Origin of the sequence: Micromonospora sp. NBC_00860, from assembly GCF_045207375.1 — a bacterium.
GTDB classification, from domain to species: domain Bacteria; phylum Actinomycetota; class Actinomycetes; order Mycobacteriales; family Micromonosporaceae; genus Micromonospora; species Micromonospora vinacea.
Genome location: NZ_CP108825.1, coordinates 2,101,362 through 2,113,825 on the forward strand (window position 1 = coordinate 2,101,362; position 12,464 = coordinate 2,113,825).

Consider the following 12,464-nt stretch of genomic DNA (forward strand, 5'->3'; position numbering starts at 1 on the left):
CAACGGTCCGGATTCCCCTCGTACTCCGAAAGGAATGGGTGGCGAATGAGCGCAACCGACCGGCCGGTGGTCTTCCGTAACGGCCTGGTTCTCACCATGGACGACGCGCACACGGTGCTGCCCGGCGCCGACGTGCTGGTCGTCGACGGCCGGATCGCGCAGGTCGGCGTCGGCCTCACCGCACCCGACGACGCCCTGGAGATCGACGCCACCGACGGCATCCTCATGCCCGGCATGGTCGACACCCACCGGCACCTGTGGCAGACCGCGATGCGCGGGTACGGCGCCGACTGGACCCTGACCCAGTACTTCGTCTGGTACTACCTCGAGTCGGGCAAGCTGTTCCGGCCCGAGGACGTCTACGCCGGCAACCTGCTCGGCGCGATCGAGGCGATCGACGCCGGCGTCACCACCACCGTCGACTGGTCGCACGGGTTGCAGACACCCGAGCACGCCGACGCCGCCGTGGACGCCCTGGAGGCGATCGACGGTCGGTTCGTGCTCGCCTACGGCAACATCCAGCAGGGGCCCTGGGAGTGGGCCACCTCGCCGGAGTTCCGCGACTTCCACCGCCGCCGCCTCGACGGGGGCAAGCTGGCCGGCTTCCAGTTGGCGTTCGACGTCACCGGCGACCCCGCCTTCCCGGAGCGGGCCGCGTTCGAGGTGGCCCGGGAACTGGGCGTCGCGGTGACCACCCACGCGGGCGTGTGGGGAGCCACCAACGACGACGGCATCCGGCTGATGCACGAAAACGGGTTCATGACCCCGTCGACCGTGTACGTGCACGCGGCGACGCTCACCCAGGACTCGTACAACCGGATCGCCGCGACCGGCGGCTCGGTCTCCGTCTCGACCGAGAGTGAGCAGAGCGCCGGCCAGGGTTACCCACCCACCTGGCAGTTGCGCCACCACGACATCCCGGTGTCACTGTCGATGGACACCAGCGTGTGGTGGAGCGGCGACCTCTTCTCCGCGATGCGGAGCACGCTCGGCGCCGACCGCTCCCGGGAGCACCTGGAGGCGCACGCCAAGCAGGAGACCATCACCCACTGCCACCTGCGCGCCGAGCAGATCGTCGAGTGGGCCACCCGAGGCGGCGCCCGCGCGCTCGGCATGGACGCCACGATCGGCGCGCTCACCCCCGGCCGGCAGGCCGACATCGTCCTGATCAAGAACGACGCCTCGCCGGCGATGTTCCCGATCCTGCACCCGCACGGTCACGTCGTCTTCCAGGCCCAGCGTGCCGACGTGCACACGGTGCTGGTGGATGGCCGGGTCGTGAAGCGGGACGGCCGACTCGTCGGCGTCGACCTCGCCGCCGCCCGGGCCAGGGTGGCCGCGACCATCGACCAGCTGCGCGAGACGATGGGGGAGGAGGCGTGGCAGCGGGGCATGAACCCGGACGTCCCCGAGACCGCGATCCTGGAGAACCCGTACCAGTACACCGAGTGGGACGCCGGGTCGGCGCAATGGAAGCATTAAGGACATGAGTGACAACGGAAGGGGCGCCGGGCCCGACTTCATCGAGGCTCTCGCCCGTGGCCTCGACGTCCTGCGCTCCTTCCGTCCCGCCTGCCCCTCGATGACGCTCAGCGAGCTGGCCGCCGCCACCGGCCTGGCCCGCCCCACCGTCCGGCGCATCCTCATCACGCTCGAATCGCTGGGGTACGTCCGCGCGGTCGGCCGCGGCCACACCCTGACCCCGCGCGTCCTGGAGCTGGGGATGGCGTACGTCAACGCGCTGAACATGTGGGACGTGGCCCGGCCGCACATGGAGAAGCTCGTCGCGCAGACCAACGAGTCGACCTCGATGGCCCAGCTCGACGGCAGCGACATCGTCTACGTCGCCCGGGTGGCCGTCCCCAAGATCGTCACCCTGGGCGTCACCATCGGCACCCGCTTCCCGGCACCCGCGACGTCGATGGGCAAGGTGCTGCTCGCGGCCCTCCCACCGGACACTCTGGCGACCGTCCTCGCCGAGCCCAGCCGCTCCGGCATCACGCCGCGCTGGCAGCCCGCACCGGGCGACCTCGACGCCGTGCTGCGCGAGGTCCGGGCCAAGGGCTGGGCGCTCGCCGACCAGGACCTGGCACCGGGAATCCGGTCCGTCGCCACCGGCGTACGCGACGGCGACGGTCGGGTCGTCGCCGCCATCAACGTCACAGTGCACGCCGCCGAGACCTCGCTGGAGACCCTGCGCGAGGAGCACCTTCCGAGGTTGTTGCGCGCGGCCGCCGACATCGGGCACGACTGGGCGCTCACCGCCGCAGTGCCGGTGGTCACGGCGTAGGTCCTACCGATCACGAGCTTCGTCGATCGTCCGGGGCAGCGCCGACACCCAGCCGGATGCCATAGTGCCGCGATGAAGGCGGACCTGTGCAGTTACCTGAAGGGCGGCCGCGAGTCGCTGCTGTGGAAGCTCGACGGGCTCGGCGAATACGACATTCGGCGTCCGTTGACCCCGACCGCTACCAACTTGCTCGGTCTGGTGAAGCACGCGGCGGCCATGGAGATCCTGTACTTCGGCGTCGTGTTCGGCCGACCGTTCGAGCAGGAGCTGCCCTACATCGGCGACGGGGTGGAGCCCAATGCCGACATGTGGGCGACCGCGGATGAGACCCGCGAGGAGATCGTCGGACTGTACCGTCGCGCGATCGCCCACGCCGACACCACCATCGAAGCCCTTGCGCTGGATGAGGTCGGCCACGTGCCGTGGTGGGGCGATGCGGCGGTCACGTTGCACCACGTCCTGGTCCACGTCATCGCAGAAACCCAACGGCATGCCGGCCACGCTGACATCGTGCGCGAGCTCGTCGACGGCGCTGCCGGGTTGCTGCCCAAGAACGACAACCTGCCCCCCGTGGACGAGTCATGGTGGCTGGACCACCGCCAGCGGGTGGAGCAGGCTGCCCTCGACGCCAGCAAACGCAGCAGCTAGCTCCGTTCGCCTGTCGGGCCCGCAGCGGATCGATCATGATGACCGAACTGTCGTACACCTGTACTAGCTTCTGGTCGTGGTCGAAGGGTTGGCGCAGGCAGAGGATGCCATCGCGGCCTGCGCCGAAACGGCCACCTGGGCACAGCCCGAGGACGAGCTGATCGCCGCGCTCGACACCGTGCACCGCATCGAGCAGCGTCTCGCCGCGGTGAAACTGGCCCTGATCCGTGAACTTGACGGCCGAGGCACCGCCACCGCGCAGGGCGCCTCCTCCACCGCGGTCTGGCTTCGCGAACGGTTGCGCCTCAGCATCCCGGCCGCCCGCCGCCTCGTCGACCTCGCCGAGGTCCTTGACACCGGCAACCCTGGTGTACGCCACGCACTGACCGATGGCCACATCACCGTCGACCAGGCCCGGGTCATCGCCGACACGGTCGACAGCGTGCAGACCGCCGCCGGTCCCGAGGCCGCCGACAAGGCCCTCGGAGTGCTCGTCGAGTGGGCCGGGCAATTCGATCCCACCCTCTTACGCAAACTCAGCACCCGGATCCTCGACCACGTCGCACCCGGCATCGCCGACGCCGCTGCCAAAGCCGCCTTGGACGCCGAAGCCGCCCGCGCCACCCGCGACCGCCACCTCACCCTCTCCACCCTCACCGACGGCCGCCTGCGACTCACCGGCATTCTCGACACCGAGACCGCCGGGCTGCTCCGTGCCGTCATCGACCCACTCAGCGCACCCTCGGGCCCTGACGACCAGCGCTCTTCCGGCCAACGCCGGCACGACGCCCTCGGTGAGGTGTGCCGCCTCGCCCTGCGCTGCGGCGAGTTGCCCGAGCACGGCGGTGATCCCGCCCAGATCGTCGTCACCACCAGCTATGACGGGCTGACCCGGCAACTGGGCAGTGGCGCCCTCGACACCGGCCTACTTCTCACCCCCGAGGCCGTGCGCCGCCTCGCCTGCGACGCCGCCATCCTCCCCGCCGTCCTCAGCGGAGCAGGCCAACCGCTTGACCTCGGCCGACAACGCCGCCTCATCACCGGCCCCCTCCGGCGGGCTCTGGTGCTGCGGGACCGTGGCTGCGCCTTCCCGGGCTGCGACCGACCACCGCGCTGGTGCGATGCCCACCACATCCACCACTGGTCCGACGGCGGCGACACCAGCCTCGACAACGCCGTCCTGCTCTGCGGCCATCACCACCGGCACCTGCACCACAGCGACTGGGTCGTGCGATTGGCAGGCGACGGCCACCCCGAATTCGTGCCACCGGCCTGGCTCGACCCCGACCAGGTTCCCCGCCGCAACCACTACCACCGACGAACGTGAGCACCACCAGCCCACAACGATCACCCGGTCGGCAGACCGATCGAGTGGCAGCCCGGCGCGCCCCAACTCCAAGGCCACCGAGGCGGTGCGAGGCACGGGGCCCGTGTCCGGCACGCCGCACTCTCGCTCAGCTGGCGGCGGCGGAACAATGAGGGCATGTCGGACCGGGTCGCGAGTGGCCTGCGTGTGGATTTCTTGCCTGGCCACGTTCGGCGGACCGGTAATCACCATGGCGCCACACCGGCGTCCTCGAAGACCCCGCCGGTCGGCCCGTCGTCGGGCACGGTCGCTAGGCGGACCGCGATCGCCGCGCCCTGTTCCCGGGGGTACCGACGCCGCGGAAGCCGTTGAGGACGGTCGCGACGAAGCCGGGGCAGGCCGCGATGATCAGGAAGTTCTGTCGCGCTGCTGGCTGATCGCCACCCCGACGAGCGGCTGTAAATGGGCGGCCGTTCGGATACGCGGCCGGCCGGTCACGAAATCCGGCGGCGAATCGTCACAACTGGCGGTTAGTCTGCCTCGGCGCGTCGCTGCCCTGGTACGTCGCGCCCCGCGCCCGGTAGGCGCGGCATCGCCGCCACCGCCCACCATCGGCCGGCTCAATCGACTTCAGGAGAGTTAGTGACACAGCAATCCATCGCGACATCGGACAAACTCGACGGTGCGGTGCTCAAGGTGGCGGGCGTCGTCGTCCTTGGCGCGATCATGTCGATCCTCGACGTGACGGTGGTCAGCGTGGCGCTGCCCACATTCCAGAACGAGTTCGACGCGTCCTACGCCCGCGTCGCCTGGACCATGACCGCCTACACCCTCGCCCTCGCCACAGTGATCCCGCTCAGCGGGTGGGCGGCGGACCGGTTCGGCACCAAACGGCTCTACATGGTGGCGTTGGCCCTGTTCACCATCGGGTCGGGGCTCTGCGCCATGGCCGACACGATCGGTGAGCTGATCGGCTACCGGGTCCTGCAGGGCCTCGGCGGCGGCATGCTGATGCCGCTGGGCATGACCATCATGACCCGGGCGGCCGGCCCGCACCGGATCGGCCGGTTGATGGCAGTGCTCGGCATCCCGATGCTGCTGGGGCCGATCGGCGGCCCGATCCTCGGCGGTTGGCTGATCGACACCGCGAGCTGGCACTGGATCTTCCTGATCAACCTGCCGATCGGCGTGATCGCCCTGATCTACGCGCAGTTCGCGCTGCCGAAGGACGCGCCCGAGCCGTCCGAGTCGTTCGACTTCGTCGGCATGCTCATGCTCTCGCCGGGCCTCGCCCTCTTCCTCTACGGCGTGTCGTCCCTGCCGGAGGCGGGCACCTTCGCCGAGGCCAAGGTCTGGGCCCCGATGCTGGTCGGCGGTGCGCTGGTGGTGGCGTTCGTGCTCTACTCGTTCAAGCCCCGGCACCCGCTGCTCGACCTGCGGCTGTTCCGCAACCGCAGCCTGACCATCGCGTCGGTGACGATGTTCGTGTTCATCATCGCGTTCATGGGCGCCGGCCTGCTGTTCCCGAGCTACTTCCTGCAGGTGCGCGGCGAGTCGACGCTGGCCGCCGGCCTGCTGATGGCCCCGCAGGGCATCGGCGCGATGATCACCATGCCGATCGCCGGCACGCTGGCCGACCGGGTGCCGATCGGGCGTACCGTCCCGTTCGCGCTGGGTCTCATCGTCGTCGGGTTCTTCGGCTTCACCCAGGTCGACCCGCAGACGTCGTACTGGCTGCTCGGCGGTTCGCTGTTCGTGATGGGCCTCGGCATGGGCGGCACGATGATGCCGATCATGACGTCGGCGCTGCGGACGTTGTCGGCCAACGACGTGGCCCGGGGCTCGACGCTGGTCAACATCCTCCAGCAGATCGGCGGCTCGGTCGGTGCCGCCGTGATGTCGGTGATCCTCACCAACGAGCTGAACGGCTCGCGGCAGATCCCCGGCCTGGTGGACGAGAGCGGCAAGCCGGTCACCGAGGCCGGGCTGGCCATCGCCTCCCAGCAGCGGCCGGAGCTGCTTCAGCAGATGCCGGTGGACCCGTCGCTCATCGAGCGCGGGCTCGACTTCGCCGCCAAGTCGTTCGCCAGCACGTTCTGGGTCGCGTTCGCGCTTGTTGTGCTCACGCTCATCCCGGCGGCGTTCCTGCCGCGACGACGTCAGCCGGCGCAGCTCGACGACCCGCAGGGCGAGCAGGTCAGGACGCCCGTCGTCATCCACTGACCGACCCGCCGCGCCCGGCACCTCCTGAGGTGTTGGGCGCGGCGGGTACGGCGTCAGCGCAACGGACCGTCGCCAGGCCCGTCCGGGTCCTCGACCAGGTGGATCGCCGCTTCCTCCGCGCTGGCGGCACCAGCGTCGATGCCGGCGTCCCACGCCACCGACTCGGCCTCGTCGTCCTCGCGGACGCCCTCGTCGTAGGCGACGAGACGGCCGGCGCGCGCCTCCGCCTCGTACCCCCGGCGGGTCAGCTCGTCCTCGTCGTCGCCACCCTCGGCGTACGGGTCGACATCCGGCACCTCCTGGGCGAGGTGCTGCGCCAGGGACTCGCCCGCCCGCTCCTCGGCCGGCGTGGTGCCGAACCGGTTCGCCGCCGTCCAGTGGTCCTCGGCGATGATGCCGGTGTCGAGGGGGTCGCCGACCCGGTCGTCGTCGAGGGTGTCGGAGGCGTCCAGGACCCCGTCGTCCTCGGCCACGTTCCACTCGTCGACGGAATCCACTCGTTCGGTCTGGCTCACGGCGGTCTCCTCTTCGTTCCGGTGCAGCAAAGCGCTCAGCCTATGACCGTGCAACGCGCACGTCCCGCGAGGCCTGCCCGGTGTGACGAACGGACCTCGGGGCGGGCGGTGCCGCTGCGGGTCACCGCTTCAGCAGCTCCGCCACGGCGTCGGTGAACTCCACCGGCTGCTCGATGTGCGCGAAGTGTCCGCTTCGCTCCAACGTCACCAGCCGCGAGTCCGGAAGCCCCGCGTGCAACTGCTCGGCCCAGCGGGGGCCGCAGATGAAGTCGTACGCCCCGACGATCACCACGACGGGCACAGTGATCTCACCGAGGTTCTCCCGGACGTCGAAGGGCGTGGGGTCCTGCGCGCCGGCGGGCGTCGCCCAGATCCGGACGGCCGCCTGGAACGGGACGAACTCGTCCTGTCGGCCCCAGAAGTCCGCGAAGTACACCGGCAGGGCGGCGCGCAGCGCGGCCCTCAGCGACTCGTCGTCAGTCGCGCCGCCGATCTGCGCGAAGGCGGCCGGGACCGCCGCCGCCTCCGGCCGATCCGGGTGCCGCTGCGGGTAGGCGGCGAGGCCGGCCATGGCCTCGGCCCAGAACTCGGCGCCGGTGACGGGCGAGGTGTCGTACAGGGCGAGGCCGGCGATCCGGTCCGGGTGCGCGAGCGCGTACCGCTGGACGACGAAACCGCCGTGCGAGTGCCCGAGGAGGTACACCCGGGGTTCGCCGAGGTGCTCGACGACGGCGTGCAGGAACCGGACATACGTGTCGAGACTGTAATCGTCGGAGTTGTCGAGCTGCCCCGACGCGCCCGTACCCACCGGCTCGACGTAGACCATGGTGAAGTGCGCCTCAAGGCTGGGCGTCCGCAGGTACGCCCACCCGATGCCCGGGCCGCCGGAGTGCGCCACGCAGACCGGGCCGGTGCCGGCGACGTGGTAGACCTGCCGAACGCCATCCACTGTGAACGTGTGCGCACCGGGTGCGAGGGCGCTGACGTCGTGGCTGGTGAAACCCATGAACTATCTCCCGATCCGAGACCCGCGCGGCGTCCGCCGACACGGCGACTGGTGCATGACGCGGACCAGATGCGCGGGTCGGGAGGAAAGTTCGCTCGGTCGGGGAAGTTTTTTCAGACCAGCGCCGGGGCGGGGTGGAAGAGGGTGAGTTGGCGTACCCGGCCCTCGCGCAGCACCTGCAACCACAGCGCCGCGGGTGGGCAGTGCTCCGGGTCGTCGGGCGGGCTGATCAGGTCGGTCTCCCAGATCAGCACGTCGCCGCTGGTCACCACGTTGCGCAGCCGCTGCCGTACGCCGGCGGCCAGGTCGCGGTTCATCCCGTTGATCGCCAGGTCACGGCCACCGCGCGGGCCGCCCGGCACGATCATCTCGGCGTCCGGCCACCAGCTCTCGCGGACCACCCGCTCGAAGTCGCCGCCCATCGCCGTGGTGATCATGTCGCGGCCCTCGCGCCATCGCGAGTCGTTCGAGGCGGTGACGTCCGGGTGCGCGGCGTCCGCCGCCGTGCGGAGGCCGCCGGCGAGCGCACGGCGGGCGTGGCTGAGGCGGCTGCGGACGGTGCCGACCGGCACGCCACACACGGCCGCGATCTGCTCGTACGAGGACGCGTCGCTGAAGTAGCGCAGCAGGGTGACGAGCCGGTCAGGTTCGGACAGTTGCCCGAGGGAGTGCCACACCCAGTCGCGCATCGCGGCCCGGTCCAGCGCCTCCTCCGGGGTGGGTGTGTCGGCGGGCCGGGTGAACCACTCCGGCTCGGCGACCGGGACGGCTCTGGGTCCGCGCAACGCCATCCGGCTGTTGTTGCGGACGATGGCCCGCAACCAGGGGCCGACGGCGTTCGGGTCGCGGACCTCGCCGATGCGACGCAGGGCGACGACCATCGTGTCCTGCACCGCGTCCTCGGCGTCCGGCCCGTAACCGAGGACGCTCAACGCGACGGCCCGCATCCCGGCCTCGTGCCGGGCCAGCAGCGCCCCCAGCGCGGCCGCGTCGCCCGCCTGCGCGAGCACAACCAGCTCCGCGTCGCTCTGCGTCACGTCCAGTTCCTCCCCGAAAAACCCGTTCTGAACGCTTGTGCTCCATCAAGCGTACGGCGGGCCGGCGGGCCGACGCCCCGGGCCGGTCGACCGTCCTACCCTGCGGATGGGCTGGCAGCGCGGGTGGCCCGGCTGCCGAGCTGCCGCAGGTGTGCGATCAACTCGGGCGGCTCGTGCACCTCCAGGTCGCAACCGAGGGTCAGCAGGCGCCACGCCAGCCACTCCAGCGTGTCGGCGTTGCTGCGCAGCCGACACGAGGTCGCGTCGATCGGCTCCAGGTCGAAGCCGCTGCCGCCGAGCGGGCCCGCCATCCGCTCGACCGGCGCGTACAGCGTCACCACCGCCCGGTAGACGGGGGTCAGCTCAAGTAACTTCTCCGTCATGAACGAGGCGGCGTCCGACGCCGGCAGTTGCCGGGCGGCGACCCGGGTCCCAGTGGATCGGAGGGCGGTGATCCGGTCGACCCGGAAGATCCGCCAGTCGTCGCGGTCGTTGTCGTAGCCCACCAGATACCAGCGCCGGCCCGCCGACACCAGCTTGTAGGGCTCAACGAGCCGTTCGGCGTCCACACCGTCGCGACGGCGGTAGGTGAACCGCAGCCGCTCCCGGTTGTTGACGGCGGCGGCCAGGGTGCTCAGGTGCTCCGGGTCGACCGTCGGTCGCTCCCAGGTGAGCAGCGGTTCGGTCGCCGCCCCCAGGGCGCTGACGCGGTGACGCAGCCGGGAGGGCAGCACCTGTTCGAGCTTCGCCAGCGCTCGTACCGAGGCCTCCTCGATGCCGGCCACCGCATGACCGGCGGCGGTGCGCAGGCCGACCGCGATCGCCACCGCCTCGTCGTCGTCGAGCAACAGTGGCGGCATCGCCTTGCCGGCGACCAGGCGGTATCCACCGATCGCACCCATCGTCGCCTGCACCGGGTAGCCGAGGTCGCGTAGTCGCTCCACGTCGCGCCGGATGGTGCGCAGGCTGACGCCGAGCCGGGTGGCCAGTTCGCTGCCGGGCCACTCGCGGGGCGTCTGCAGCAGTGACAGCAGGCCCAGCAGTCGGGCGGGGGTGTCGGACATGGTTCCAGAATGCCAGCCATGTGTGCCAGAACCTGTCCTATATGGGCCGTAGCGTTTCCGGCATGACGCCATTTCGCATCGACATCCCGCAGTCGGACCTCGACGACCTGCGTGACCGGCTCTCCCGCACCCGGTGGCCCCGCTCGTTGCCCGGCGCCGGCTGGAGCCGGGGGGTGCCGGTGGACTACCTCCGTGAGCTGGCCGGGTACTGGGCGAGTGGTTACGACTGGCGTGCGTACGAGTCGCGGTTGAACGACCTCCCCCAGTTCGTCACCGAGATCGACGGCTTGGACGTGCACCTGCTGCACGTCCGCTCGCCGGAGCCGGACGCCCTGCCGTTGCTGGTGACGCACGGCTGGCCGAACTCCGTGGTCGAGTTCACCGAGCTGATCGGCCCGCTGTCCGACCCACGCGCTCATGGCGGGGATCCCGCACAGGCGTTTCACCTGGTGGTGCCGTCGGTGCCCGGCTACGGTTTCTCCCAGGCACCCCCGGCCGGGTTCACGATCGACCGGCTCGCCCGGATGTGGGCGGAGCTGATGGCCCGCCTCGGCTACCACCGCTACGGCACCCAGGGCGGCGACCTCGGTGCGTACGTCGCGCCGCGGGTGGCCGCGGTGGCGCCGGATCAGGTCGTCGGCGTGCACATCGACGGCGGGTTCGGCTTCCCGACCGCTGCCGACGCGCCGGACATGAGCGCGGCGGAACGCGGCGAGTGGGAGCAGATGCAGCAGTGGATGAGCGGCGGCGTCGACCATCACGCGCTGCTGCGAGCGGCGCCGCAGACCTTCTCGTACGCCTGGAACGACTCGCCGGTCGGGTTGTTGGCCTGGATGATGCAGAAGTTCAAGGAGTTCACCATGACGGTGCCGACACCGGAGCAGGCCATCGACCGGGACCACCTGCTCACCAACGTGAGCCTCTACTGGTTCACCGGCACGTCGGGAACGTCGTCGTGGCCCATGTACGAGCGACTCACCATCGCCGACGACGGCGGTTTCGCCTGGCCCACGGGTCAACGGCGGGTGCCGTCCGGTGTGTACGGCGGCGGGTCCGCGCTGATGCGCCGTCTCGCCGAGCGGGACAACACCATCGTCCACTGGCCGCAGGGAAACCCGGGCAGCCACTTCGTGGCGATGGACGAGCCTCTGGCGCACGCGGCGGACATCCGCGCGTTCTTCGCGGGCCTGCGATGACCGAGCTGAGCTGGGATCAGGTGTCCGCCCGACGGCTTGCGCGGCACCGGCTCCGCACGCCGAAACCGGACCCGGCACCGGACGCCGGACGCATGGCCGACGTGGTGTCGGCGATCTGCGGCGCGCACGCCCAGATCGCGTCGGCCGCCGAACTGTCCATCGGGCTGCGGGTGCCGGGAGCGACCCGCGACCAGGTGCGCCGGGCACTGTGGAGAGACCGCACGCTGGTCAAGACCCGTGGGGCGCGCGGGACCGTGCACCTGCTCGCCGCGGCGGACCTGCCGATGTGGGTCGGCGCGCTGACCGCGTTGCCGGCCCCGTCCTGGGAGCGGAGCGTGATCCTGCTGACGCCCCGGCAGACCGAGCAGGTCCTCGCGGCCATCGCCGACGCGGTCGCCGAGGCCGACCTGACCACCGCCGAGCTGACCGAGGAGATTGTCGCCCGCACCGGATCGTGGGCGGGTGACCTGGTCATGGAGGCGTTCCAGGACAAATGGCCCCGGTGGATGGCCGCGATGACCGCCGCCTCCCGGGGCGGAGTGATCTGCTTCGGCCCGAATCGCGGTCGGGCCACCACGTACACCAGCCCGACCCGGTGGCTGCCCGACTTCGCGCCGATGCCCGGCCCTGCCGCCCTGGCCGCCCTCGTCCGTAGCTACCTGCACGCGTACGGGCCGGCCACCCCGGCGCAGTTCGCCCGGTGGCTGGCGGTGCCCCCGGGGTGGGCGACGTTGCTGTTCGACTCGCTGCACCTGACCGAGGTGACGGTGGACGGCACCCCGGCCTGGGTGGCTACCGGCGACACCGAGTTCCCCGACGACCGGCCGTCCGGGTTGCGGCTGCTGCCGTATTTCGACGCGTACGTGGTCGGCTGCCACCCTCGCGAACGGCTCTTCCCCGGCCCCGCCGCCGAGCGGGCGCTCGCTGGTGGCCAGGCCGGCAACTATCCGGTGCTGCTGGTGGACGGGGTGGTCGCCGGCGTGTGGCATCAGCGCCGCTCCGGCCGCTCGATCCGGGTCGCCGTCGAGCCGCTGGGGATGCTTGGTGCCGCCCAGCAGCGGGCGTTGGCGGAGGAGGTCGAACGGATCGGCGAGATCCTGGAGGGTAAGGCGTCGCTGACCATCGGGACCGTCAGTGTCGGTCCGCACGCCTGAGGCCACGCCGGCCCACCGCTTGGGC

The 12,464-nt window shown here is 71.1% G+C and carries 11 protein-coding genes; 7 read left to right on the forward strand and 4 right to left on the reverse strand.

All coding sequences use genetic code 11. From position 1 onward, the window contains the following. Positions 1-45: 45 nt before the first annotated feature. The 5 genes from OH804_RS09490 to OH804_RS09510 all read left to right on the forward strand — a co-directional run bounded on the left by OH804_RS09490 (position 46) and on the right by OH804_RS09510 (position 6,467). A complete protein-coding gene (locus tag OH804_RS09490) occupies positions 46-1,482 on the forward strand; it encodes an amidohydrolase family protein (protein ID WP_406064381.1) in 1,437 nt (478 codons plus the stop codon). A 4-nt stretch (positions 1,483-1,486) separates the two neighbouring features. Beyond that, entirely contained in the window at positions 1,487-2,290 is an 804-nt protein-coding gene (locus tag OH804_RS09495) for an IclR family transcriptional regulator C-terminal domain-containing protein (RefSeq protein WP_355497678.1), read from the forward strand. Between the two features lie 72 nt (positions 2,291-2,362). Continuing rightward, positions 2,363-2,938, forward strand: coding sequence for a DinB family protein (locus OH804_RS09500; protein WP_406064383.1), 576 nt, complete (start codon positions 2,363-2,365; stop codon positions 2,936-2,938). 76 nt (positions 2,939-3,014) lie between these two features. Further along, on the forward strand, positions 3,015-4,265 hold the full coding sequence (locus OH804_RS09505; RefSeq protein ID WP_406064385.1) for a DUF222 domain-containing protein: 1,251 nt from the start codon (positions 3,015-3,017) through the stop codon (positions 4,263-4,265). 621 nt (positions 4,266-4,886) lie between these two features. Beyond that, complete coding sequence (locus OH804_RS09510; protein WP_196923463.1) at positions 4,887-6,467, forward strand: DHA2 family efflux MFS transporter permease subunit; 1,581 nt, start codon at positions 4,887-4,889, stop codon at positions 6,465-6,467. A 53-nt stretch (positions 6,468-6,520) separates the two neighbouring features. Here the strand turns inward: OH804_RS09510 and OH804_RS09515 are convergent, their stop codons facing one another. The 4 genes from OH804_RS09515 to OH804_RS09530 all read right to left on the reverse strand — a co-directional run bounded on the left by OH804_RS09515 (position 6,521) and on the right by OH804_RS09530 (position 10,089). Further along, on the reverse strand, positions 6,521-6,982 hold the full coding sequence (locus OH804_RS09515) for a DUF5709 domain-containing protein (RefSeq protein WP_406064387.1): 462 nt from the start codon (positions 6,980-6,982) through the stop codon (positions 6,521-6,523). Positions 6,983-7,103: 121 nt separating this feature from the next. Further along, on the reverse strand, positions 7,104-7,988 hold the full coding sequence (locus tag OH804_RS09520) for an alpha/beta fold hydrolase (protein WP_406064389.1): 885 nt from the start codon (positions 7,986-7,988) through the stop codon (positions 7,104-7,106). Positions 7,989-8,101: 113 nt separating this feature from the next. After that, positions 8,102-9,025, reverse strand: a complete 924-nt coding sequence (locus OH804_RS09525) for an RNA polymerase sigma factor (protein ID WP_406064391.1) — start codon at positions 9,023-9,025, stop codon at positions 8,102-8,104. A gap of 95 nt (positions 9,026-9,120) precedes the next feature. Then, positions 9,121-10,089 carry a helix-turn-helix transcriptional regulator gene (locus tag OH804_RS09530; protein ID WP_406064393.1) on the reverse strand — a complete coding sequence of 323 codons (969 nt, stop codon included), beginning with the start codon at positions 10,087-10,089 and terminating at the stop codon, positions 9,121-9,123. A gap of 62 nt (positions 10,090-10,151) precedes the next feature. Between OH804_RS09530 and OH804_RS09535 the strand changes: the two genes are divergently transcribed. Together OH804_RS09535 and OH804_RS09540 are read left to right on the forward strand one after the other, a co-directional pair. After that, a complete protein-coding gene (locus OH804_RS09535; protein WP_406064395.1) occupies positions 10,152-11,285 on the forward strand; it encodes an epoxide hydrolase family protein in 1,134 nt (377 codons plus the stop codon). After that, the gene (locus OH804_RS09540; RefSeq protein WP_406064397.1) at positions 11,282-12,439 is read left to right on the forward strand and encodes a winged helix DNA-binding domain-containing protein; all 1,158 of its coding nucleotides are present in this window, start codon (positions 11,282-11,284) and stop codon (positions 12,437-12,439) included. Before OH804_RS09535 ends, OH804_RS09540 begins: the two co-directional genes overlap by 4 nt. The last annotated feature ends 25 nt before the right edge of the window (positions 12,440-12,464 follow it).